Origin of the sequence: Neorhizobium sp. T25_27, assembly GCF_002968565.1 — a bacterium.
Taxonomy (GTDB): Bacteria; Pseudomonadota; Alphaproteobacteria; order Rhizobiales; family Rhizobiaceae; genus Neorhizobium; species Neorhizobium tomejilense.
In genome coordinates, this window is record NZ_PVBJ01000002.1 from 230,724 (window position 1) to 254,223 (window position 23,500).

At 63.4% G+C, this 23,500-nt stretch carries 25 protein-coding genes; 3 read left to right on the top strand and 22 right to left on the bottom strand.

Translation table 11 applies throughout. The features are described 5' to 3' along the window. Positions 1–24: 24 nt before the first annotated feature. Together C5J24_RS07885 and C5J24_RS07890 are read right to left on the bottom strand one after the other, a co-directional pair. Positions 25–1,413: a M20/M25/M40 family metallo-hydrolase gene (locus C5J24_RS07885; RefSeq protein ID WP_105417045.1), complete on the bottom strand. Its 1,389-nt coding sequence runs from the start codon at positions 1,411–1,413 to the stop codon at positions 25–27. Between the two features lie 131 nt (positions 1,414–1,544). After that, positions 1,545–1,976 carry a MarR family winged helix-turn-helix transcriptional regulator gene (locus C5J24_RS07890; protein ID WP_046602923.1) on the bottom strand — a complete coding sequence of 144 codons (432 nt, stop codon included), beginning with the start codon at positions 1,974–1,976 and terminating at the stop codon, positions 1,545–1,547. A gap of 413 nt (positions 1,977–2,389) precedes the next feature. On the opposite strand from C5J24_RS07890, the gene polA reads away from it, so the two are divergent. Further along, positions 2,390–5,380 (top strand): DNA polymerase I, encoded by a 2,991-nt coding sequence (gene polA, locus C5J24_RS07895; protein ID WP_105402326.1) that lies wholly within the window; start codon positions 2,390–2,392, stop codon positions 5,378–5,380. 9 nt (positions 5,381–5,389) lie between these two features. Here polA and C5J24_RS07900 read toward each other — a convergent pair whose 3' ends face one another. From C5J24_RS07900 to C5J24_RS07955, 12 genes are all read right to left on the bottom strand, one after another. Continuing rightward, positions 5,390–5,686, bottom strand: coding sequence for a hypothetical protein (locus C5J24_RS07900; RefSeq protein WP_046602925.1), 297 nt, complete (start codon positions 5,684–5,686; stop codon positions 5,390–5,392). 77 nt (positions 5,687–5,763) lie between these two features. Beyond that, positions 5,764–6,363 (bottom strand): phosphonate metabolism protein/1,5-bisphosphokinase (PRPP-forming) PhnN, encoded by a 600-nt coding sequence (gene phnN, locus C5J24_RS07905; RefSeq protein ID WP_105417046.1) that lies wholly within the window; start codon positions 6,361–6,363, stop codon positions 5,764–5,766. Then, complete coding sequence (locus tag C5J24_RS07910; RefSeq protein WP_105417048.1) at positions 6,363–7,502, bottom strand: alpha-D-ribose 1-methylphosphonate 5-triphosphate diphosphatase; 1,140 nt, start codon at positions 7,500–7,502, stop codon at positions 6,363–6,365. The genes phnN and C5J24_RS07910 overlap by 1 nt, the downstream gene beginning before the upstream one ends. Beyond that, positions 7,499–8,212, bottom strand: a complete 714-nt coding sequence (locus C5J24_RS07915; protein WP_105417050.1) for a DUF1045 domain-containing protein — start codon at positions 8,210–8,212, stop codon at positions 7,499–7,501. Before C5J24_RS07915 ends, C5J24_RS07910 begins: the two co-directional genes overlap by 4 nt. 112 nt (positions 8,213–8,324) lie before the next feature. Then, on the bottom strand, positions 8,325–9,668 hold the full coding sequence (gene phnE / locus C5J24_RS07920) for a phosphonate ABC transporter, permease protein PhnE (RefSeq protein WP_105417052.1): 1,344 nt from the start codon (positions 9,666–9,668) through the stop codon (positions 8,325–8,327). Continuing rightward, positions 9,668–10,648: a phosphonate ABC transporter, permease protein PhnE gene (gene phnE, locus C5J24_RS07925; protein WP_105417054.1), complete on the bottom strand. Its 981-nt coding sequence runs from the start codon at positions 10,646–10,648 to the stop codon at positions 9,668–9,670. The genes phnE (C5J24_RS07920) and phnE (C5J24_RS07925) overlap by 1 nt, the downstream gene beginning before the upstream one ends. Before the next feature lie 72 nt (positions 10,649–10,720). Continuing rightward, positions 10,721–11,632 carry a phosphonate ABC transporter substrate-binding protein gene (gene phnD, locus C5J24_RS07930; RefSeq protein WP_105417056.1) on the bottom strand — a complete coding sequence of 304 codons (912 nt, stop codon included), beginning with the start codon at positions 11,630–11,632 and terminating at the stop codon, positions 10,721–10,723. 81 nt (positions 11,633–11,713) lie between these two features. After that, a complete protein-coding gene (gene phnC, locus C5J24_RS07935; RefSeq protein ID WP_046667225.1) occupies positions 11,714–12,571 on the bottom strand; it encodes a phosphonate ABC transporter ATP-binding protein in 858 nt (285 codons plus the stop codon). 115 nt (positions 12,572–12,686) lie between these two features. Further along, complete coding sequence (locus tag C5J24_RS07940; RefSeq protein ID WP_105417058.1) at positions 12,687–13,304, bottom strand: DapH/DapD/GlmU-related protein; 618 nt, start codon at positions 13,302–13,304, stop codon at positions 12,687–12,689. Further along, a complete protein-coding gene (phnL, locus tag C5J24_RS07945; RefSeq protein WP_105417060.1) occupies positions 13,301–14,011 on the bottom strand; it encodes a phosphonate C-P lyase system protein PhnL in 711 nt (236 codons plus the stop codon). The genes C5J24_RS07940 and phnL overlap by 4 nt, the downstream gene beginning before the upstream one ends. Positions 14,012–14,022: 11 nt before the next feature. Further along, complete coding sequence (phnK, locus tag C5J24_RS07950) at positions 14,023–14,799, bottom strand: phosphonate C-P lyase system protein PhnK (protein WP_046667228.1); 777 nt, start codon at positions 14,797–14,799, stop codon at positions 14,023–14,025. Beyond that, positions 14,796–15,677: an alpha-D-ribose 1-methylphosphonate 5-phosphate C-P-lyase PhnJ gene (locus tag C5J24_RS07955; protein WP_046625455.1), complete on the bottom strand. Its 882-nt coding sequence runs from the start codon at positions 15,675–15,677 to the stop codon at positions 14,796–14,798. The genes phnK and C5J24_RS07955 overlap by 4 nt, the downstream gene beginning before the upstream one ends. 48 nt (positions 15,678–15,725) lie before the next feature. Between C5J24_RS07955 and C5J24_RS07960 the strand changes: the two genes are divergently transcribed. Next, a complete protein-coding gene (locus C5J24_RS07960; protein ID WP_046638082.1) occupies positions 15,726–15,962 on the top strand; it encodes a hypothetical protein in 237 nt (78 codons plus the stop codon). A 29-nt stretch (positions 15,963–15,991) separates the two neighbouring features. On the opposite strand, the gene C5J24_RS07965 is transcribed toward C5J24_RS07960, so the two are convergent. The 3 genes from C5J24_RS07965 to phnG all read right to left on the bottom strand — a co-directional run bounded on the left by C5J24_RS07965 (position 15,992) and on the right by phnG (position 18,276). Next, positions 15,992–17,098: a carbon-phosphorus lyase complex subunit PhnI gene (locus tag C5J24_RS07965; protein ID WP_105417062.1), complete on the bottom strand. Its 1,107-nt coding sequence runs from the start codon at positions 17,096–17,098 to the stop codon at positions 15,992–15,994. A 102-nt stretch (positions 17,099–17,200) separates the two neighbouring features. After that, positions 17,201–17,803 (bottom strand): phosphonate C-P lyase system protein PhnH, encoded by a 603-nt coding sequence (gene phnH / locus C5J24_RS07970; RefSeq protein ID WP_105417064.1) that lies wholly within the window; start codon positions 17,801–17,803, stop codon positions 17,201–17,203. Further along, a complete protein-coding gene (gene phnG / locus C5J24_RS07975; RefSeq protein ID WP_105417066.1) occupies positions 17,803–18,276 on the bottom strand; it encodes a phosphonate C-P lyase system protein PhnG in 474 nt (157 codons plus the stop codon). Before phnG ends, phnH begins: the two co-directional genes overlap by 1 nt. A gap of 84 nt (positions 18,277–18,360) precedes the next feature. Here phnG and phnF point away from each other — a divergent pair, with 84 nt between their 5' ends. After that, positions 18,361–19,101 carry a phosphonate metabolism transcriptional regulator PhnF gene (phnF, locus tag C5J24_RS07980; RefSeq protein ID WP_105417068.1) on the top strand — a complete coding sequence of 247 codons (741 nt, stop codon included), beginning with the start codon at positions 18,361–18,363 and terminating at the stop codon, positions 19,099–19,101. Positions 19,102–19,152: 51 nt separating this feature from the next. Here the strand turns inward: phnF and C5J24_RS07985 are convergent, their stop codons facing one another. From C5J24_RS07985 to mepA, 5 genes are all read right to left on the bottom strand, one after another. Continuing rightward, entirely contained in the window at positions 19,153–19,788 is a 636-nt protein-coding gene (locus tag C5J24_RS07985) for a 2,3-bisphosphoglycerate-dependent phosphoglycerate mutase (RefSeq protein ID WP_105417070.1), read from the bottom strand. A gap of 25 nt (positions 19,789–19,813) precedes the next feature. Continuing rightward, a complete protein-coding gene (gene dapB / locus C5J24_RS07990) occupies positions 19,814–20,632 on the bottom strand; it encodes a 4-hydroxy-tetrahydrodipicolinate reductase (protein ID WP_105402481.1) in 819 nt (272 codons plus the stop codon). A 154-nt stretch (positions 20,633–20,786) separates the two neighbouring features. Beyond that, positions 20,787–21,809: a glucokinase gene (locus C5J24_RS07995; protein WP_105417072.1), complete on the bottom strand. Its 1,023-nt coding sequence runs from the start codon at positions 21,807–21,809 to the stop codon at positions 20,787–20,789. Positions 21,810–21,817: 8 nt separating this feature from the next. Further along, complete coding sequence (locus C5J24_RS08000) at positions 21,818–22,198, bottom strand: methylglyoxal synthase (RefSeq protein WP_105417073.1); 381 nt, start codon at positions 22,196–22,198, stop codon at positions 21,818–21,820. Positions 22,199–22,317: 119 nt separating this feature from the next. Then, complete coding sequence (mepA, locus tag C5J24_RS08005; RefSeq protein WP_105417074.1) at positions 22,318–23,373, bottom strand: penicillin-insensitive murein endopeptidase; 1,056 nt, start codon at positions 23,371–23,373, stop codon at positions 22,318–22,320. Positions 23,374–23,500: the final 127 nt, after the last annotated feature.

A 23,500-nucleotide genomic window follows, 5' to 3' on the forward strand; every position in this document is an offset into this window, starting at 1 on the left:
TTCTCCGTTTCAGGCCTGCAGAGGTCAGTCAGCCAGCGCCGCGATGATGCGCGCCCACGAGCGGATACCCTTGTGGAAGGAGCGCAGGTCGTATTTTTCATTCGGCGAGTGGATGCGGTCGTCGCTGAGGCCGAAGCCGACGAGCAGCGATTCCATGCCGAGCGTCTTCTGGAAATCGCCGACGATCGGGATCGATCCTCCGACGCCGACAACCAAGGCCGGCTTCGGCCACTCCTCGGAAAGCGCCGTCTTCGCCTTGGTGAGCACCGGCGAATCGTAACCGAGCTGGATAGCCGGCGAGCCGCCATGCGTCAGGAACTCGACCGAGCAGTCAGCCGGGATCTTCGAGCGCACATAGGCGCGAAAACTCTCGCGGATCTTTTCGGGGTCCTGGCCTCCGACGAGACGGCAGGACACTTTGGCCGAAGCCTTCGACGCTATGACGGTCTTGAAGCCCTGGCCTTCGTAGCCGCCGCTGATGCCGTTGAATTCGCAGGTCGGCCGCGCCCAGAGCAGTTCGAGCAGCGAACGGCCCTTTTCTCCGGCCAGTTCCGACAAGCCCACCTCTCCCAGAAAGTCGTCGCGACCGCTGACCAGGTTTTCCCAGGCCGCCTTGATGTTGGACGGCGTCTCCTCGATGCCGTCGTAAAAGCCTTCGAGCGTCACGCGGCCGGTATCGTCATGCAGTCCGGCGAGGATTTTCGACAGGATCTGGATCGGGTTTGCCGCAGCGCCGCCGTACATGCCGGAATGAAGGTCGCGGTTGGCGGCGGTGACGATGATTTCTTCGCCGACCAGGCCGCGCAGCGACGCCGTGATCGCCGGCGTATCCGCATCCCACATGCCGGTATCGCAGACGAGTGCGTAATCGGCCTTCAACTCGGCGGCATTGGCGTCGAGGAAGGGTTTGAGCGACGGCGAGCCGGATTCTTCCTCGCCTTCGAAGAGGATGGTGACGCGCACCGGCAGCGAACCATGGGCATCCTTGTAGGCCCGGCAGGCTTCGACGAAGGTCATCAGCTGTCCCTTGTCGTCGGCGACGCCGCGGCCCGTCACCACCTTGCGGCCGGCACCGAGTTCCTTGACCTTGGGATCGAAGGGATCGTCCTCCCAGAGATCGATCGGATCGACCGGCTGGACATCGTAATGACCGTAGAACAGCACGTGCGGCGCATCAGCGCTGGCGCCCGGGTGGTGGCCGACGACCATCGGATGACCGGTCGTATCGCGAACCGACGCCTCGAAGCCGAGATCCTTCAGTTCGGCCACCAGCCACTCGGCCGCCTTGCGGCAATCGGATTTGAAGGCGGGGTCGGTGGAGATCGACTTGATGCGGACGAGGCCGAACAGGCGCTCGAGGCTTGCGGGAAGGTTCTGGTCGGCGCGGTCGAGGACAGCGGAAAGATCGGTCATGGGAAATCCTGTCTTTGAAATGCGAGACCTCGAGCCCGGGAGGCAAGAAGCGGCCCATCGTTTCGAATGCCCGACCTTGTTAGCAAGTCAGGGGCAGCGGAGACAATGGCAAAGACGCCAACGCCGTTGGCTTAGATCTTGCGTGCGTTCTCGACGATCATCCGCATGTATTCGATCATCAGCTCGCGCTCGAAGCGACGAAAGCCTGAGAACAGGGCCGCATCCGCTTCGGAGGCAGCTTCCACGGCTTGGACTTCCAGCTCGCGGCCGAGCGAGGTCAGCGTGATGATCTGTGCCCGGCGGTCGTTCGGATGGGGGGTGCGCTGGATGAGGCCGTCCCGCTCCATGCGGGCGAGCGTGTTGGCGAGCGTCGCCTGTTCGACCTCCAGCTTGTCGAGGAGCTGCTTCTGCGTCAGCCCGTCTTCCTGCCAGAGTTCGAGCAGGACGGGAAACTGGCCGGGGGAAAAGCCAAGCACCATCGCCCGCTTCTGCAAGGAGCGCGCAAAGCCTTTGGCGAGTTGGCCCGCCAGGTATGTCGCAGAATGCGAGCGGTCGAATCCCATGGCTGGTCTTCATCCCTCCCTGAACGAGCCCGTTTGCGAGCAATATCTGCCAGATATATCGCACGCCATGCTTTCGCCAAGCCTGTGCGAAGATGGGGGAAATGACAAGTCTTTCCTGCGAAAGGGCAATAAAAAACCGCCACGGCAGGGAGGGGACAGCCGTGGCGGTTTCTGATGGAAGGACAAAGGCCCGGAGAGGGGGATAGGCCTTTGTCCGGTCTGGTTCGGCGGGGGACAGGCCGGCTGCCAGACTGCGGCGTGATCAATCGCCGGTGAGTAGGAAATGTGGGGCCGAGCCGGGCTTTTCAAGAGAAGGCATATTACAAATCGGTAACGTTCCGGTGAGGGCGGGAGGCTTCGCGGCAGCGAAGTTTTCGTGGACGGATCAAAAGCCCCACGCTATTCCTTGCGCCATGAAAAAAGGCGATCATCTTTTCCTTATCGACGGTTCCGGCTTCATTTTCCGCGCCTTCCACGCGCTGCCGCCGCTCACCCGCAAATCCGACGGCCTGCCCGTCGGCGCCGTCTCCGGCTTCTGCAACATGTTGTGGAAGCTGCTGACCGATGCGCGCGACACCTCGGTCGGCGTGACGCCCAGCCATTTCGCCGTCATTTTTGACTATTCCGCCAAGACCTTCCGCAAGGACCTGTACGACGCCTACAAGGCGAACCGTTCGGCGCCGCCGGAAGAACTGATCCCGCAATTCGGCCTGATCCGCCAGGCGACCCGCGCATTCAACCTGCCCTGCATCGAGACCGAAGGTTTCGAGGCGGACGACATCATCGCGACCTATGCCCGCCAGGCCGAGGCGACCGGCGCCGATGTGACCATCGTCTCGTCGGACAAGGACCTGATGCAGCTCGTGACGCCGAACGTCCATATGTACGACAGCATGAAGGACAAGCAGATCGGCGTTCCCGACGTCATCGAGAAATGGGGCGTGCCGCCGGAGAAGATGATCGACCTGCAGGCGATGGTCGGCGATTCGGTCGACAACGTGCCGGGCATTCCGGGCATCGGCCCGAAGACGGCAGCCCAGCTTCTCGAAGAATTCGGCGATCTCGACACGCTGCTTGCCCGCGCCGGCGAAATCAAGCAGGTGAAGCGTCGCGAAAACATCGTCGCCAATGCCGACCTCGCCCGCCTTTCGCGCCGGCTCGTCTCGCTTCGGCTCGACGTGCCCCTGGACCTCGATCTCGACGCGCTGGTGCTGGAGCCGCAGGACGGCCCGAAACTGGTCGGCTTCCTGAAGACCATGGAATTCGGGACGCTGACGCGTCGCGTCGCCGCCGCCTGCAACTGCGATGCCGATGCCATCGAACCTGCCGTCGTCAACGTCGAATGGGGCCAGGCCGCCCGCGGCCCGGACCTCGATGCCGGCGGCGTGGCAGCGGTCGACACCGGCGAGGCAGCGGCGGAAGCGCCGGCTCATCCCGCCAAGGCGCCGGTCGCCAAGGGCACGGAGGCGGCAACGCCGACCGCATTCGCACAGACCCGCATCGAAGCCTTTGCCAAGGCCAAACTCGATCCGAGCTGCTATGTGACCATCCGGGACCTGACGGTGCTCGACGACTGGATCCGCGCGGCGCAGGAAACCGGTCTCGTCGCCTTTGACACGGAAACCACATCGCTCGATCCGATGCAGGCGGAGCTGGTCGGGTTTTCTCTCGCACTTGCCGACAATATCGCCAATCCGTCCGGCCTTGAGGTCCGCGCGGCCTATGTGCCGCTGATCCACAAGACCGGCGTCGGCGATCTGCTCGGCGGCGGGCTTGCCGAAAACCAGATCCCGATCAGGGAAGCGCTGGCGCGCCTGAAGCCGCTTTTGGAGGACCCGTCGGTCCTGAAAGTGGCGCAGAACCTGAAGTTCGATTACCTGCTGATGAGACGTCATGGCATCACCGTCGAGGGTTACGACGATACGATGCTGATGTCCTATGTACTGGAGGCCGGCAAGGCGAACCACGGCATGGACGCATTGTCGGAGCGCTGGCTGAACCACAAGCCGATCACCTTCAAGGAAGTTGCCGGCAGCGGCAAGGCGGGCGTCACCTTCGATTTCGTCGATATCGACAAGGCAACCGCCTATGCGGCGGAAGACGCCGACGTGACGCTGCGCCTGTGGTTGGTGCTGAAACCGCAGCTGGCGGCCGCGGGGCTGACGCGCATCTATGAGCGGCTCGAGCGGCCGCTGGTTTCGGTGCTCGCCCGCATGGAAGAGCGCGGCATCACCATCGACCGGCAGATCCTGTCCAGGCTTTCCGGCGAGCTCGCCCAGCGAGCCGCCGCCTTCGAAGACGAGATCTACCAACTGGCAGGAGAAAAATTCACCATCGGTTCGCCGAAACAGCTCGGCGACATCCTGTTCGGCAAGATGGGCCTGCCGGGCGGCGCCAAGACCAAGACCGGCCAGTGGTCGACCTCGGCCAGCGTGCTGGAAGACTTGGCTGCCGAAGGTCATCCCCTGCCGCGCAAGATCGTCGACTGGCGTCAGCTGACAAAGCTGAAATCCACCTACACGGACGCGCTGCCGGGTTACGTTCACCCGGAAACGAAGCGGGTCCACACCTGCTACTCGCTTGCCTCCACCACCACAGGCCGGCTTTCCTCTTCGGAACCGAACCTGCAGAACATCCCGGTGCGTACGGCGGAAGGCCGCAAGATCCGCACCGCCTTCATCTCGACGCCCGGCCACAAGCTGGTCTCCGCCGACTACAGCCAGATCGAGCTGCGCGTGCTTGCGCATGTGGCCGATATTCCGCAGCTGCGCCAGGCTTTTGCCGATGGGATCGACATTCACGCGATGACGGCCTCGGAAATGTTCGGCGTGCCGGTCGAAGGCATGCCGAGCGAAGTGCGCCGCCGCGCCAAGGCGATCAACTTCGGCATCATCTACGGCATCTCGGCTTTCGGGTTGGCCAACCAGCTATCGATCGAACGCTCTGAGGCGGGCGACTACATCAAGAAGTATTTCGAGCGTTTCCCGGGCATCCGCGATTACATGGAAAGCACCAAGACCTTCGCGCGCGAGAACGGTTACGTCGAGACGATCTTCGGCCGCCGGGCGCATTATCCGGAGATCAAGTCTTCCAACCCTTCGGTGCGTGCCTTCAACGAACGTGCGTCGATCAATGCGCCGATCCAGGGTTCGGCCGCCGATATCATCCGCCGCGCGATGGCGAAGATGGAGCCGGCGCTCGAAACGGCCGGACTGAACGGAAGAGCCCGCATGCTGCTGCAGGTGCACGACGAACTGATCTTCGAGGTCGAGGATGAGGAGATCGACAAGACCTTGCCGGTGATCATCTCGACCATGGAGCAGGCGGCCATGCCGGCGATCTCGATGCGGGTGCCGCTGAAGGTCGATGCTCGCGCCGCCAGCAATTGGGACGAAGCGCACTGAGCCTAAGGCTCAGTGTTCCTGCGGATAGAGGGACAGAAGCGCGGTCGAAAGCAGTTCGTCGGCGTAGGTGCAGGCGGTGAGCCGCGCATCCTCCGGCATGTTCATCTCGTGACAGCGCTGGTGCACGGCTTCGAGAACGAGATTGCTGATCCCGCGGGCGTGTTCGATGTCTGCGTTCTCGGACGTGTCCATGGCAAGCGCCAACGCCGTCATGGAGACGATTTCCAGAACAACGACGCGCGCTTCCAGATCGATGGCAGTTGCCCCATCGGGACGTTGCCCTTCGCGCGGCTTGCTCTGGCCCATGATTTTTCCTTTCCTAACATAAGAAAAGGCAAATAGAGGCGGATCAGGGACTTTAAAGAACGATCGAACGTTTTTCGCTAACCAATCGGGTGGCTCGCAAAGCAACCGTTGAGGGCCTCGACCAAGGCCCTGCCGGCATCTTCCAGCGATCCGCTATTGTCGATCGTCACCACCTGGTAGTCGCCGGTCACGGTCAGCGAGCTGCGTTCGAGACGCCGAAGTATTTCCTCGCGCGTTTCCCGTCCGCGCGCTTCGAGCCGGGCCGCGAGCACGTCCAGGCTGGCGGTGATATTGATGACCACCAGCGACGGATAGGTATCCTTGAACCGGGCAAGCGCGGAACGCGAGCCGTTGGCGACGGCCAGCTGGCCCCTTGCCATGGCCTCTTTCGTCTCGACGGGAATGCCGTATCGCAGGCCGTGGGCACCCCAGGAGACCGCAAAACGGCCCGCCTGTTCCAGAGCCTCGAATTCCGCTTCGGAAACGCCGTCATGGTCTTCACCGCCGGCGGCCGCGTTGCGGGTGATGACGCGCCGTACGAAGACGACGTCATCGCGGCCCTCGAAGAACCGGGCGGCATAGGCCATCAGCGTGTCCTTGCCGGCCCCGCTGGGACCAACGACCGCGACCATGCAGCCGCTTCGCTCCGGTTCCGTTGCTGTCGGCCTGGCGTCCATCAGGCGACCCGCCGGCCTTCCCGCCAGACGGCGCGGGAGACGGGAACCCCCTCCTCGTGATGGACGCGGACGATATCGGCACGCAGGCCGGTCGCGATCCGGCCCCGGTCGTCGAGGCTGACGGTGCGGGCAGGGGTCGAGGTGACCATGGCGAGGGCCTTCGGCAGCGAGATGCTTTCAACCTCCGAGGCGAGCACGAAGGGCGCATGCAGCAGGCTGAGCGGCACGTAATCGGAGGAGAGCACGTCGAGCACGCCACGCTCGGCAAGGTCGCGAGCGGCGATATTGCCAGAATGCGACTTGCCGCGAACGATGTTCGGGGCACCCATCAGCACGCTCATGCCCGCTTCGTGCGAAGCCTTTGCCGCATCGAAACTGGTCGGGAATTCCGCCAGCCGAACGCCGTTGTCGATCGCTTCGCCTACGTGAGAGAGCGTCGCGTCGTCATGGCTTGCGACTGTAATGCCCCGCTCGGCGCAGACCTTGGAGATCGCAGCGCGGTGTGGTGTTGCGTTGCGTACCGATTCTTCCTGGCGTTTGGCGACGAAAGCGGCGAATGCCTCGTCGCTGAGGCCGCGCTTCTTCTGGTAGTAGAGCGTGTATTGATCCATCGTCTGGAACTGCCGCTGGCCCGGCGCGTGATCCATCAGCGAGACGAGCCGGACATGCGGATCGTTCTCGAAGTCGACGAAATGCTCCATGCAATTGTCGGCGGAGACTTCGCAGCGCAGATGCAGGAAGTGTTCGGAGCGCAGGCGGCCATAGGCGGCGGCAGCGGCAATCGCGTCCGCCATGTCGCGCATTTCGCCATGGGCAAAGCCGCCGTCCTCATCGGCGCCCATGCGCAGGCAGTCGAAGACGGTGGTGATGCCGGAGGTTGCGATCTGTGCGTCATGGGCCTGGATCGCCGCCGTGGTGTTCCAGCGGACGCCCGGACGCGGCGAATAATGCTGTTCCAGATGGTCGGTATGAAGTTCGACCAGGCCCGGGATCAGATAATCGCCCTCGAAATCCTCGCCAGTAGGGACATTGCCTTCCGAGATATCGGTGATCTTGCCGTTCCGGATCTGGACTGAACCGGAGATCACGCTGTCCTCGAGCACGATGCGGGCATTGGTGAGCACGAGTTCGGCGGTCATGATGCGGTCTTTCTGTTTTCGAAGGCGGACGCCAGCGGAAGCCAGCGATGGGCGATGAAGGGTGCGCCGCGCTCCGGCTCTACGAAGATGGCGAGCCCATCGACGGTCAGCGGCGCGTTGGCGAAATCGGCAAAGCGGCGGTCGAGCTCGCGGCGCATGATGGGCGCCTCTTCGGGCGGGACCTGCCCGGTCAACGTCATGTGGAAGCGGAACTCGTCCATGACATAGGGATAACCCCAGCGGTCGAGATTGGCGCGCTGGGCCGAGCTTAACATATCAGGTTTGCGCCGTGCGATATCGATCTCCGACAGCGGCGCGCGAAAATGTTCGAACTCTTCGACGACGCGTCCGGCAAAATGCTGGAGCTCCGGGTAAATGGTATCGGGAACCAGCGCGAAGAACCGCCCGAGCTGGCCGACAATGACGTTCGGGATGTCGAAGACCGTGGTCTCGGCCGCGAACCGTTCGGCGGCCTTGATCAGCTCGGCTTCCGTCCGGTCCGGATGCAGCTCGAACGGCGCCTTGAATGTCGCGTGAAAGGCGTAACGGCGCGGATCGGCGGTCAGTTCATGGACGGTGTCGCGGGACAGGCCTTCGACATCGGGCGTCGGAAACGTCTCGCCGGTAAAGGCGTCACGGCCGAGCCAACGCGCTGCCGCCTTCGTCAGCGGATGGTTCTCGGCGGGCGAAAAATAGAGAGCGTAGCGCAAAACGGGATTCCGGAATCAGGAGAAGGCCGGCCGACTTTACCTGCACGCCGGCCCGCGAAACAGGACCCTCGGCTAAAAGATTTCCATGACAGAATGATGATAATCCGGCCTGTCAGTGGCCCTTTTTGCCCATGACGCGCGAACGCAGCGCATTGGAGAGGTTGTCGAAGACGAAGACCACCAAGAGGATCAACAGAACCATGTAGGCGACCTTGTCCCAATCCGCATTGGTCTTCATGGATTCGAGCAGCTTGAGGCCGATACCGCCCGCGCCGACAGCGCCGATTGCGGTTGCCGAACGGGTGTTGGACTCCCAGAAATATAGCGATTGCGAGATGAAGATTGGCAGGACCTGCGGCACGACACCGTAACGCTGCACGATGACCGGCGCGGCACCCACGGACTTGACGCCCTCGCGCTGCTTGTCGTCGACATTCTCCAGCGCTTCCGAATAGACCTTGCCGAGCGCACCGGTATCCGTGAAGAAGATGGCGGCGATCCCCGGGAGCGGCCCCGGCCCGAAGGCGCGGGTGAAGAACAGGGCCCAGATCAGCATGTCGATCGAGCGCAGGAAGTCGAAAAAGCGCTTCATCCCCCAGTTCATTGGCCGGCTCGTGGTGATGTTGCGCGCCGCGATGAAGGCAAGCGGGAAGGCGATGAGGGTGGCGAACAGCGTGCCGACGAAGGCCATGACCAGCGTCTGCATCAGCTTGGAGAGAATATCGCCATGCTGCCAGCTGCTATTGTTCAAGAAGTTATCGAGCGCCAGCGAGGCATTGGAATGGCTCGGGTCGAGCCGCTCGCCGAAGAGCATCAGCCCGGCAACGCTGGTGACGCTGCGACCCCAGAACGGCGATTGGGTGTCGAAGAAGAAATTCGCCCAGCCGAGGAAACGCCGCTGCACATAGACCTGGCTGTTGCGGATTTCCGCCTGGCCGGCAAAGCCGAACCGGACATTGACTTTGTTGCCGTCCTGGACCATCCGCGCCGGCGCACCGGCCGGCAGTATCGCCCGGTCCCCCCTGATCGCGACGGGATAAAGCTTGCCGTCGATATAGGCGTCGACCTGGCTCGGGGTCACGTCAAGCCGGTCGTCGCTACCGAAGATCACCGTATAGCCGCCGTTGGAGGTCGGCTTCAGCCAGTCGATCGCCGCGCCGTCCGGATATTGCCCGCGGCTCGTCCATTGCGGCACGACCTGACCGTTCTGGAAGCGCAGGCGGGGCTGCGCGCGCCATGAATACCAGTCCTGGAGGTAGATCGCCGCGCGATCCCAGTTGCCGTTGACGAAGGTCGGGATGACGTTGAAGAAGGAGAAGCAGAAGGCGAGGTAGACGAAGACTGCGACGGCGGCGACCGCCAGGCCCCAGCGCTGCATGAAGCTGCGGTGAAAGACTTCCGGATAGGTAGCGAGCAGGCGTTCGCGATCGGCGGCGTTGACGGCGAGATTGGACATCAGGCAGCTCCCCGGCCGAATTCGAATGATTGCTTGCCGATCAGCCGGCGGCGTAGCCAAGCCGAGAACTGGTCGACGCAGATGACCGTAATCAGAAGAAGAATGATGATCGCATAGGTCTTGGCGGCATGGTCCCGGCCGATCGACAGGCTGAACACTTCCCCGATGCCACCGCCGCCGACGGCGCCGATAATGGTCGAGGCGCGCACGTTGATCTCGGTGCGCAGCAGCGTGTAGGAGACGAAATTCGGCAGGACCTGCGGCAGGATCGCGAAGCGGACGCGCTCCAGCCAGCTGGCGCCGGACGCGCGCAGGCCTTCGTCCGGCTTCATGTCGGCATTCTCGACCACTTCGAAGAACAGCTTTCCGAGCGCGCCGATGGTATGGATCGACACGGCGATGATCGCCGCGATCGGACCGATCGACAGGATCGCGGCCAGCAGGCCTGCGACAACGATTTCCGGAAAGGCGCGCAGGATTTCCATGATGCGTCGCACCACCCAGCGCGTGAGACCGGCGCCGACGAGATTGGTGGAGGCGAAGAAGCAGAGAAGGAAGGCGCCCGTGGCGCCGAGGATGGTCGAAACGATGGCGATGTTGATGGTGATCGCCAGTTGATAGAAGAAGTTCGGAATATAGAAACTGTCGGTGATCCAGACCCGATCGCTCGTATAGTCGAACTTGATCGATCCGTCCGCATAGGGCGACGGCAGGTCGAACATGGCGCGGAAGATCTCCAGCGGACTGTTCGGCACGAAACTCTTCAAGAAATCGAAGAAATAGGGAAGGCGTTCGAAGAACTTGCCGGAATTGGCTTCGTTGGCGAAATCCAGCGACGCGCCGAGCACGATCAGGAAAACGACGATGGAGACGACGGTATAGATCCGCCGGGTCCGCACCTGTTGCTGATAATGGTCGAGGATGGTGCGGGAGCTTTCCTGCAGCCCGCTGTACTGAGCGGGTCCGGCCACGTGCGCCATTCTGGGTATCCTTGTTGAACGAGCGGCGGCATCCTCATGATGCCGCCGCCAAGATATTGATCAGACGTTGGATCAGCCGCCGATGACAGCCTTACGAGCGTCGATGATGGTCTGGTAGAATTTCTGGTCGACCGGCGACCAGTCGACGTAACCGCCGCCCGTGAAGCTCTCGAAGCAAGTCTTGTCCTTCTTCGGCAGTTCGGCGAAGTAGGCGGTCACCTTCTTCTTCATGTCGTCCGAAAGCTTGTTGGAAACCATCAGCGGGCCGTTCGGGATGAGCGGCGACTTCCAGACCTGGACGATGTCGTCCATGTCGAGTAGGCCCTTGGAGACCATGATGTGCAGGTTGCCGGACGAGTAACCCTGTGCCCAGTCGCCGACGGCCGAGCCGAAGGTGGTGCCGACGTCGAACTTCTTGTCGAGAATGCCGAGAACGAGGTTCTCATGGCCGCCGCCGAAGCCGGTTTCGGAGAAGTACTGCTTGACCGGCATGCCAACGTCCTTCGGTAGGGCGACGTTCGGCACGAGGTAGCCGGAGGTCGAGTCCGGATCGGCAAAGCCGATCTTCTTGCCCTTGGCGTCGGCGAGCGTCTTGATGCCCGAATCCTTGCGGGCAACCATGATCGAGTAGTAGCCGGTCGAACCGTCGGCCTGCTTGGTGGTCAGGACCGGGCTAACGGCGTTCGGGTCCTTGATGTAGATCGCTGCGTAGGAAGCAGCGCCCATGACGGCGAGGTCGATCGTGCCGCCGAGCAGGCCCTGGATGACGCCGTTGTAGTTCGGCGACGGGAAGAGCTTGACGTCCGAAGCGCCGGTCGCGGCGATCAGGCCCGGCTTGACGCATTCGGTGCGGCGGATCTGGTCGGCTTCGTTTTCGCCGCCGTCGAGGCCGATACGCAGAACCGGTGCGCTCTGAGCGTGGGCCTGGCCGGCAACGGCGGCGACGGCGATCGTCGCCATCAGGATCTTGCGGAATGCAGACATGGAAGTCTCCTTTGGTGATTGGGTTGGTCAACCCGGAAAGGGCGTCAGTCTTCCGGCCGCGGGTCGGCAGCCGGAAACGGGTCAGCGCATGGCGGCGGCGTCGGCCACCATGCCGGATGTGTCGATCGCGACCGGAGCCTCGCCGCGGCGGGCGGGGGCAAGGCTGGTCGATGTCATGGTCTCGTCGATCCCGGCGCCATCCTTGTCGGAGCCGTAGATCTCGCGCACCGCATTGGCGTTGAGCTGCTGCGGCGGACCGTCGAAGACGACGCGGCCGCCCGCCATGCCGATGATCCGCTCGCAATAGCTGCGGGCCGTATCGAGCGTGTGCAGATTAGTGATGACCGTGATGCCTTCGCGCTCGTTGATGTCGCGCAGCGCATCCATGACGATCTTGGCGTTGAGCGGATCGAGCGAGGCGATCGGCTCGTCGGCGAGCATCATTTTCGGTGCCTGCACCAGCGCCCGGGCGATCGCCACGCGCTGCTGCTGGCCGCCCGACAGCGTTCCGGCCGCCTGCAGTGCCGTCTGCTCGATGCCGAGCCGCTCCAGCGCCGCCATCGCCATGACGCGCTCGTCGCGGCTGAAGATCTTCAGCAGGCTCATCGTCGTCGAACGGTGATTGAGACGGCCGAGCAGCACGTTGGTCATAACGTCGAGGCGCGGGACCAGGTTGAACTGCTGGAAGATCATCGCGCAGTCGCGCTGCCAGTTGCGCAGCGCCCGGCCCTTGAGGGAGGAGACTTCGGCGCCGTTGAAATAGATGGAGCCGGAGCTCGGCTCCTGCAGTCGGTTGATCATGCGCAACAGGGTAGACTTGCCGGCGCCGGAGCGGCCGATGATGCCGACCATCTGGCCCTGGGGAATCTCGACGTTCACGGCACTCACCGCGATACGATCGCCGAAACGGCGGGTGATGTCCCTCAATTCGAACTTCATGCTCTCTCGCCAATTCAGCTTTTTTTCTGAGAGCTCGATAGCGATGGTTGATGAAGTCTGAATGTCGGATTTATGTCGGTTTTATTATATTCCGGAAGCGCCCGCCGCGCTTCCGTTACCTGGCATGACGGGACACGAATTCCTCTGCCGAAAGTGCCCGGAAGTCGTCGAGAGCAGCCCTCAGTTTCAGGTGATCCCAGTCCCACCAGGCAAGCCGGTCCATCGCTTCGCCGATCGCTTTCGTGAAGCGCTCGCGGATGAGCTTTGCCGGCACGCCGCCGACGATCGTATAGGGCGCGACGTCCTTCGATACGACCGCACCGGCGCCGATCACCGCGCCGTTGCCGATGGTGACGCCCGGCAGCACTGTGGCGCCATGGCCGATCCACACGTCATGGCCGATCGTGACGCGATTGTCGCGCCGCCATTCGAAGAAGCTCTTCTCGTCTTCGGCATCGTCCCAGTAGCTGGCGGCGCGATAGGTAAAGTGGTGCAGCGTCGCCCGCCACGTCGGATGGTTGGTGGCGTTGATGCGCACGGAAGCCGCCATATTGACGAACTTGCCGATCGTCGCACACCAGATCGAGCCGTCCTGCATGATGTAGGAATAGGCGCCGATCTCGGCCTCGCTGATGCGGCAGCGCTCGGCAACTTCGGTATACGGGCCGAGCGTGGAATTGCTGACGTTTGCCGTCTCGTGGATCGCGGGCTCGAGCCCCACCTTGACGCTCATGCAGCGACTGCCTTTCGCGGAGAAAATTGGGAGACGTCGAGAACACGGTCGGCCACCGCCTCGCGCACTTCTTCGTCGTGGAAAATGCCGAGAAGGGCGACGCCCTCGCGTTTCTTGTCCGCAATCATGTCCACGACGACGCGCCGGTTGACCGCGTCGAGTGAAGCGGTCGGCTCGTCGAGGAGCAGGATGCGGTGGCTGGTGATGAAGCCGCGGGCGATGTTGACCCGCTGCTGTTCGCCGCCCGAAAACGTCGCGGGCGGCAAGGTCCAGAGTTCTCGCGGCAGGTTGAGCTTGGCCAGGAGCTCGGCTGCCTTGTCACGCGCTTCCGGCGCTGCGATGCCACGGGCGACGAGCGGTTCGGCGACCACGTCCAGCGCGGAGACGCGCGGGACGGTGCGCAGGAACTGGCTGACATACCCGAGCGTATGGCGCCGCACGTCGAGCACCGTGCGCGGATCGGCGCGGGCGATATCGACGATCCGGTCCTTGTGATCGACGAGGATCTGCCCGGCATCGACGGCGTAGTTGCCGTAGAGCATCTTCAAGATTGAGCTCTTGCCGATGCCTGACGGGCCGCCGAGCACGACGCATTCGCCGCTCGCAACGGAAAAGTTCACATCCTTGACGACCGGCAGCTTGATGCCGTCGCGCAGATGCATGGTGAAGCTCTTGAAGACTTCGGAAACGACGAGAGGGGTGGCCATCGGTATTCTCCTCAGACCTGAAGGATGGAAGAGACGAGAAGCTGGGTATAAGGCTCGCGGGGGTCGTCGAGCACCCGGTCGGTCAGCCCGTGTTCGATCACATGGCCGTCCTTCATCACCATCATCCGATGGGACAGGAGGCGTGCGACCGCGAGATCGTGGGTGACGACGATCGCCGACAGGCCGAGATCGTTGACGAGGCCGCGCACCAGATCGAGCAGGCGGGCCTGGACCGAGACGTCGAGGCCGCCGGTCGGCTCGTCCATGAACACCAGGCGCGGGCCGGTGACGAGGTTGCGGGCGATCTGCAGGCGCTGGCGCATGCCGCCGGAAAAGGCGCGCGGCTGGTCGTCGATGCGGTCGGTGCCGATCTCGACACGGGTCAGCCAGTCGCTCGCCGTCTCGCGGATCTTGCCGTAGTGCCGGTCACCGATGGCCATCAGCCGCTCGCCGACATTGGCGCCGGCCGAGACCGTCATGCGCAGGCCGTCGGCCGGGTTCTGGTGCACGAAGCCCCAGTCGGTGCGCATCAGGAAGCGCCGTTCAGCCTCGCTCATGTGGTAGAGGTCGCGGAAATTGCCGTCGCGCATCCGGTATTCGACACTGCCGGTCGTCGGCATCAGCCGGGTCGACAGGCAGTTGAGCAGGGTCGTCTTGCCGGAGCCCGACTCTCCGACGATGGCGAGAACTTCGCCCGGCCACAGGTCGAAGGAAACGTCCTTGCAGCCGATCCGGCTGCCGTAGAATTTCGAGACGCCGCTGACTTTGAGAAGAGGGGTGTCGGTCATTCCGCTGCCTCCTTGGCTGGCGCCAGCATGGCGCCGACATGGCCGTGTTCGCGGCGGTCCTCGCAATTGTCGGTGTCCGAACAGACGAACATGCGGCCGCCCTTGTCGTCCAGCACCACTTCGTCGAGATAGACGTTCTCGGCGCCGCAGAGCGCGCAGGGTTTGTCGAAGGTCTGGATTTCGAACGGATGATCCTCGAAGTCGAGGCTGACGACATCCGTATAAGGCGGCACGGCGTAGATGCGCTTCTCGCGGCCGGCGCCGAACAGCTGCAGCGCCTCCGACCGGTGCATCTTCGGATTGTCGAACTTCGGCGTCGGCGACGGGTCCATCACGTAGCGGCCCGCGACCTTGACCGGATAGGCATAGGTCTTCGAGATGCGGCCGTTATGGGCGATATCCTCGTAGAGCTTCACATGCATGAGCCCGTATTCTTCGAGCGCATGCATCTTGCGGGTTTCGGTCTCGCGCGGCTCGAGGAAGCGCAAGGGCTCCGGGATCGGCACCTGGTAGACGAGGATCTGTCCCTCGGCGAGCTTGTGCTCGGGAATGCGGTGGCGCGTCTGGATAATCGTGGCGTCCTTGGTGTGGGTGGTGACGGCGACATTGGCGACCTTCTGGAAGAAGGCGCGGATCGATACCGCGTTGGTCGTGTCGTCGGCGCCCTGGTCGATCACCTTCAGCACGTCTTCGGGGCCGATGATCGCTGCCGTCACCTGCACGCCGCCGGTGCCCCAGCCATAAGGCATCGGCATTTCGCGCGACGCGAAGGGCACCTGGTAACCGGGAATGGCGATCGCTTTCAGGATCGCGCGGCGGATCATCCGCTTCGTCTGCTCGTCGAGATAGGCGAAGTTGTAAGTGGCGAGGTCCGTCATCTTGGAGTATCCTGTGACTGCGTGAACCAACTAGAAGGAAAGGCTGTCATGGACGCCATCACTTCGAACGGATTGCTGGGCGTGGCCGTTTTCGCGGCCTTCGTCGCCTGCGGGATCATCATTCCCTTTTATGTCATCAAGCCGCCGAAAAACCGCGGCAGGGCCAACGCGAGCAGCGAGGGCGGTGGGGTCGGGGCCTACGGGAGCGGCTGCGACGGCGCCAACGCGGGCGGCGCCTGCGATGGCGGCGGAGGTGGTGACGGGGGAGGCGGCGGAGGCGACTGATCCGCCCCTGAACTGCGGCCGAACCGGCATCATTCGGCGGCCTCCTGAAGGCCATTGCCGCTATTGCGCGCCGTCTCGATGTCCGATCGCATCTTGCGCACAAGCGCAAGCTCGGCCTGGAAGTCGACGTAGTGCGGCAGTTTCAGGTGCTCGACGAAACCGGTCGCCTGCACGTTGTCCGAATGGGAGATCACGAATTCCTCGTCCTGCGCCGGCGCGGTGATGTCCTCGCCGAGCTCTTCGGCTCGCAGCGCCCGATCCACCAGCGACATCGACATCGCCTTGCGCTCGCTCTGGCCGAACACCAGGCCGTAACCGCGGGTGAACTGCGGCGGCGCCTTCGACGAACCCTTGAACTGGTTGACCATCTGGCACTCGGTGATCTGGATGCGGCCGAGCGAGACGGCAAAACCGAGTTCTGCAACTTCGATCTCGACTTCCACTTCCCCGATGCGGACTTCGCCGACGAACGGATGGTTGCGGCCATAGCCGCGCTGGGTGGAGTAGCCGAGCGCCAGCAGGAAACCCTCGTCGCCGCGCGCGAGCGCCTGCAGGCGCAGATCCCGGCTCATCGGAAACTCCATCGGCTCGCGGGTGAGGTCGCCGGCCTGATGGTCCTCGGAAAACTCGCCATCCGCCTCGATCAGGCCTTCATGGGCGAGAATGTCGGAGACCCGCATGATGTGCTCCGCCGGCGCGTCGCGGCGTTCCGGCTCGTCGACCGGTTCGTCGGTGAGCAGAGAAGGATCGAGCAGCCGATGGGTATAGTCGAACGTCGCTCCGAGAAGCTGGCCACCCGGCAGGTCCTTGTAGGTCGCCGAAACGCGCCGCTCGACCTTCATGGCGGCCGTATCGACCGGAACGGAGGAGCCGAAGCGCGGCAGCGTGGTGCGATAGGCCCGCAGCAGGAAGATCGCCTCGATCATGTCGCCGCGCGACTGGCGGATGGCAAGCGCTGCGAGCGCCCGGTCATAAAGCGAGGCCTCGGCCATCACGCGGTCTACGGCGAGGCCCAGCTGCTCGACGATCTGCTCGATGGTGACGGAGGGAAGCGAGCGATCGCCCCGACGCCGGTCGGCCAGCAGCCTGTGAGCATTGTTGATGGCGGCCTCGCCACCCTTGACGGCAACATACATGGTTCATTCTCCTGGCCATTACCGGCATCCCATCAAGATGCGGGAAGGTTTGGTCGTTTGGCCCCAAGCGGCGGCCCCAAGTTTAAAAAGTCGGTCGACCGTTCATTGGGTGGCGACGCGGACTGTCCGCGGCAGGCACAACAGGTTCTTGCCGGCCGTCAGGATGACATCGACGCCACGCGGGAAAAGCGCCCGGTTGTCGGCCCAAAGCCGCAGAAAAACTTCCGGAAGGCCTTTCACCATGACGGTGGTCGCGTGCGGAATGCCAGGACCCGTCAGCGTCAGCGGCAGGCCTTCGCCAAATGCTGCCACCTCGATCACCAGCGTCGTTGAACGGTCGGGATATTCCTGCGTGCCGGCCGAGAAGAGGCCGAACGAGGCAAGCGCCGCGCCGGCCTCCACGAAGGCGAAGCGGGCCTCGGCCTTCTCGCGGGTGACCGGCGCACCGGTGTGGAAGCCGATCCACTCGCCGACGGCCGACTTGAAAAGGCCCGCACTCAACCACACGGGCGTTTCATGATCACAGAGCGTCACGGCGATCGCCCCGGCCGCTCCTCCAAGCGGCTCCGGCTGGCCGACATCCGGTCCGACGGTACGGATCGTTCCCGGCCGGGCCATGCTGTCCATCAGCATGCGGAACACGTCCTGGGATTCGAAGACCGGTTCTCTAAATCCGCCGGAAAGCGCTTGCGTCTTGATGTTCATCAGTCGTCCCCCCGTACCATGGTGAAGAAATCGACGCGGGTCGCGGCCGTCTCCTCCGCCTTCTGTTTATCTTCCGTTGCGATGCGGGCCTCGATCGGACCAAGCAACGTGGCCTCCACGAAATCGCGCGTGGCGTCCTCCTGCCAGAGCGCGTCGAAAATGGCCGCGAGCCGGACATTCGCCTTCGCGGTGCCGAGCGCCTGCGCATGGCCGGCAGTGCCGGATGCCAGGAGCACGGTCGCACGTGTCACCGTCGCCTCGCCAAGATTGAAGGGTGCGCCGCCGCCGCCGATGCGACCACGGACCATCACCAGTCCGGTCTCGGGCCCGCGCACCGGTTTGACCTCCGGTTTGGTCGGCAGCTTTTCCCAGGCGGCATGCAGTTCGTTCGTCGTCGCGCGCGCAAGAAGCCCAGCGGCGCGACGGCGCGCGGCGGTTTCTGCATTCGGCTCGATTTGTTTCGCCAGGTCCATTGCCAAGCTCCTAAATGTCTATTGATATAGACAACCATACAAATTATATGTACTACTAACTTTCTGATATAACAAGCGTGTGACATGGATACCGGGCAGACAAACGTTCACCGACAAAACGGCGTAGCGCTATGGCGGCAGATCGCCGACCGCATTCGCGCCTCGATCGCCAATGGCGACTACGACGCGACCGGCAAGGTGCCGCCGGAATTCACGCTGGCCGCGCAGTTCGGCGTCAATCGCCATACGGTCAGGAGCGCGCTTGCCGCCCTTGCTCAGGAGGGCATCGTTCGTTCGGTACAGGGGCGCGGTACGCTGATCGAGCGCAAGGAACGGCTGAACTTCCCGATCACGCGGCGCACCCGGTTCAGTGAGGGCATCGGCGACCAGGCTCGGGAAAAGGAAGGCCTGCTGCTGCATTCGGCCCAGGAACCGGCCTCAGTCGACCTGTCGACCCGGCTGCGCATTCCTGAAGGTGCACCGGTGATCCGGCTGGAAACGCTGAGGAAGGCGGATCGCCGCCCGGTTTCCCGCTCGACGACCTGGTTTCCGGCCGACCGTTTCGGCGGCATCGAGGAGGCCTACAGCAAAAGCGGCTCGATCACGGTTGCATTCCGGATGCTCGGCCTTTCGGATTATCTGCGCGTCTCGACGGAAGTGACGGCTACCCATGCGGACGGCGCGGATCTCGTCGACCTGCAGCTGTCGCCGGGAGCCATCATCCTCGTGGCCCGCGCGCTCAACACCGATACGGAAGGCGTACCGATCCAATACGCCGTCAGCCGCTTCCCGGCCGACATGGTGCAGTTCACGATCGAGAATTAAGTAGGATAAGCAAGCCCAATCCGCGGTGCGGATTGGGCTTGTGAATTTGTCTCAGTGCGCGCCGGACATGTCGCCGAGAACGTCCTTCGAAGCGACGGTCGAGTCGGCTTTGAGTGTGTAGACCATCGGCACGCCGGTCGCGAGGTTGAGCTTGAGGATCTCTTCCTTGCTGAGCCGGTCGAGAACCATCACCAGCGAGCGAAGCGAATTGCCGTGCGCGGCGACGAGGACCTTTTCGCCGCGCAGCACGCGCGGCAGGATTTCCGTCATGTAATAGGGCCAGACGCGAGCACCGGTATCGCGCAGGCTTTCGCCGCCCGGCGGCGGAATGTCGTAGGAACGGCGCCAGATATGCACCTGCTCCTCACCCCACTTGGCGCGCGCATCGTCCTTGTTGAGGCCGGAAAGATCGCCGTAGTCGCGCTCGTTGAGCGCCTGGTCGCGGATCGTCTCGAGATCCGGCTGGCCGACCTTGTCGAGGACGATCTTCAACGTGTCCTGAGCGCGCTTCAGCACCGAGGTGAAGGCGATGTCGAACCTGATGCCCGTTGCCGCAAGCGCTTCGCCGCCGGCTTCGGCTTCCTGGATGCCGAGCGGCGTCAGATCCGGATCGCGCCAGCCTGTGAAAAGGTTCTTGAGATTCCAGTCGCTCTGGCCGTGGCGAACAAGGACGAGAGTTCCGCTCATGGGATGAATTCCTCCGGGAAGATTTTCAGGAAAGCCCGAGCACGTCGAGCATGGAATAGTGGCCGGGCTTCTTGTCGCGCGCCCAGAGCGCCGCGGCAACCGCGCCGCGGGCGAAGATCGAGCGGTCGCGCGCGCTGTGCGAGAGCGTCACCAGTTCGCCTTCGCCGGCAAGCACGACGGAATGGTCGCCGACGACCGAGCCGCCGCGCAGCGTCGCAAACCCGATCGTGCCGGTCGGGCGGGCGCCCGTATGGCCGTCGCGCACCTTGACGGATTGGCTTGCGAGATCGATGCCTCGGCCTTGCGCTGCCGCTTCGCCGAGCAGCAGTGCCGTGCCGGATGGCGCGTCGACCTTGTGCTTGTGATGCATTTCGACGATCTCGATATCCCACCCCGCGGCAGGCAAAGCCTTCGCCGCCTGCGCGACGAGCACACCGAGCAGGTTGACGCCGAGGCTCATATTGCCGGACTTGACCACGCGCGCGTGACGGCCGGCTGCCTTGAACTTTTCCTCGTCCTCGACCGAGCATCCGGTCGTACCGATTACATGGACGATCCGTGCCTGCGCGGCGAGGACCGAGAAGGCGACGCTGGTCGCCGGCGTGGTGAAATCGAGGACACCGTCGGCATCGAGAAAAGCCTTCAGCGGATCGGAGGTTACGGGAACGTCAAGAGTTCCGACACCCGCAAGCTCGCCGGCGTCCTTGCCGATGAACGGCGAACCTTCGCGGCTAACGGCCGCATGCAGCGTCACGCCTGCTGTTTCATGGATGACCCGGATCATGGCCTGGCCCATCCGGCCTGCAGCACCAACCACCACGAGTTTCATGTCATTTGCGGTCATGCGCGGCGCAGTCCTTGCTTCGTCGGTCAGTCTTTTCGAGCGGTTACAGCTTGTCGGGGCGAGCGTAAAGGCCGCTTCCGCACTGCGCAAGCATCTCTTGCAGGCCGTATCCAGGAAAACGAGCCTCGCCCGCGACGATGATCTCGGGCCGCATCTAACGTTGCCAGCGGCGGCCATCCATGGAAAGGCCGTAGGCGGAAGGCGTGCGGGCAAAGCTTGCAAGGCCGGCCAGCGCCGCCTGCGGATGGGTCACTACAAAGGTCGGGATCGTGCCCATCAGCTCCGTATGCGGCGCTTTATCCTCGAAGGCGGCGCGGAACTCTGGGCCTTTCAGCGCCGGAACGATCTTCTGCGAGATGCCGCCGGCGAGATAGACGCCGCCGCGCGCCATGAAGATCAGCGCCATGTCGCCGGCAACCCGGCCGAGATAGGTGGCAAACAGCGAAAGCGTTTCGACGGCCTGGGAATTCGAACGGTTCAGACCGTGGGCCGTGATATCCGCCGGATCGGAAAACGCCGGCTGCAGACCGTCGGCCGCACAGACGGCCTGGTAGATGTTGACGACGCCGCGCCCGCTCAGGATTTCTTCCGCAGAAACGCGACCCTCGATACGCTTGAGGTGCGGAAAGATCTCGAAATCCCGTTCCGAGCGCGGGCCGACATCCACATGTCCGCCTTCCCCGGGAACCGGAAACCACATGTGCCGCGCATGGACGAGGCCTGCGACGCCGAGGCCGGTACCCGGGCCGAGTACCACGCGCGACGCCATATGCGGCTCGTTGTTGGGCCCAAGCGTCTCGCGGTATTCGTCAGGCATGGCCGCGATGGCAAGCGCCTGGGCTTCGAAATCGTTGACGACCAGCACGTCCTCGAAGCCCAGATCGGCGATCATGCCTTTCGGCCGCACCACCCAGTCGCAATTGGTCAGGTCGATCTCGTCGCCATCGATCGGCCCCGCGATGGCAAGGATCGCGGAACGGGGCTTTACCGAACTCCTGTCGAGCACGATTTTCTGGATCGCGTCATCGATCGTCGGGTAGTCGGCGGTGCGCACGTTCGGGAACGGCTTCGGTTCCGTATCGGCATCGAGAAGGATCGAGAAGCGGGCATTGGTGCCGCCGATATCGCCGATCAGGATCGGAAAGGGCAGCTTGTCGGTCTTCATGTTATCGGCCATCGGGAAGCTTAGTCCTTCTGAAAGTCGATGAGTTTTTCGGCGGTGGCGCGGTTGAGCGCCATCGGTATGTCATAGACCGTTGCAAGCCGCGTCAGCGCCTTGACGTCGACATCGTGGGGAAGCGCGCTCAAGGGGTCGATGAAGAAGATCAGCATGTGGACCTCGCTGGTGGCGATCATCGCGCCGATCTGCTGGTCGCCGCCGAGCGGGCCGCTCTTCAGCCGCGTCACGTCGAGGCCGGGGCAGGCATCCTGAACCCGGCCGCCCGTCGTGCCGGTAGCGACGATGCGGAACCGCGAAAGCGCCACCTGGTGATGGCGGGCAAAATCCGCCATGTCGTCCTTCTTCTGGTCGTGCGCGATCAGCGCGATGCAGGGCTTGGCCGACATGATTGGGTATCCTCACCAGAACGATATTCAATCGATTTGTGACGCGTTCTAGCGTGCCGCTTCGTTCTTGGAAAGGTGGCGTCGAGACCGGCGTTTTCGATTGCCGGCCTCATCCGGAACTATTGCAGCGGACGTGGCGTCGGGATGGGCATGTCGTCGGAAGCAGCCGGCGGATCGTTAACGATCGCCTCGATAGTCTTTGCCGGTGCCGACGCGGCGGGCTGAGCCGTGTAGGCCACGGCGCTGCCGCCGAAGGTGGCGTCGTCTTCGGAGCGCGCGGGGGCGGCAAGCACGGCTGCGCACGCTTTCGGCAGATCCGAGAGCATGACCTGGCGAGGCTTGACCGGCTTCTTGTTCGGGTCCGGCTTCGGCGGCGGCGCCCACGGCTCCTTGCTGAACCACCAGGCGAGGGAATTGTCGCAGCCGTCGCCCTTGGTGACCGGCGCCTGGCTTTGGCAGGCCGTAGCGCCGGCCGGGCAGTGGATGCGGATATGGAAATGTTCGTCATGGCCGTAGATCGGCCGCACCTTGCCGAGCAGGCTTCGATCGCCGGTCCAGGTTTCGCAAAGCTTCTTCTTGATGGCTGGGTTGACGAAGACCCGCTCCACCTGCGGATAGCTCGCCGCCTGCATGACGACCTTGGCGTGGGTGCTGGTCCAGCGGCTGGGATCGACGGTCAGGAACTTGCTCTTGTCGAGCATGGAGGTGAACGGCAGGCTTTCGCGTTGCTGTGGGCTCAGAGGCTGGGCAGGCTTCGGCGTGAACCAGATATCGGCGTCGAGGCCGATCTGGTGTGAGGCATGGCCTGTGAGCATCGGGCCGCCGCGCGGCTGGGAGATGTCGCCGACCAGAATGCCGGAACCCCAGCCGAGCCTTGCGGCATCGCCGGAGAACCGTTCGAGCAATGAGATCATCGCCGGATTGCCCCAGCGGCGGTTGCGCGAGAGCCGCATCGCCTGCCAGGTCGGTCCGTCGGTCGGCAGCGCCACGGCACCGGACATGCAGCCCTTCGCATAGAAACCGAGCGGTTCCGCCTCCGCCGTGCTCGGGAGCTTCACGGTGCCAAAAAGCTGTTTCGCCGGCGTGCCTTCCTGCGCTGCCACCGGCCCTACAGAGGTGCCGCAAAGGAAAGCGGTCACCGTCAACCGCAAAATAATACCCGAAATCGATCTCATGCCCATCCGCCGCAAATCACCTGATCGCCTCGAATCTACCGTGAAACAGGATTTTGGTGAAATGGAGATGGTGGAAGCCTTGCCGATTTCCGGAAGATAAACGCCGGATAAAACGGATGTGAGCGCC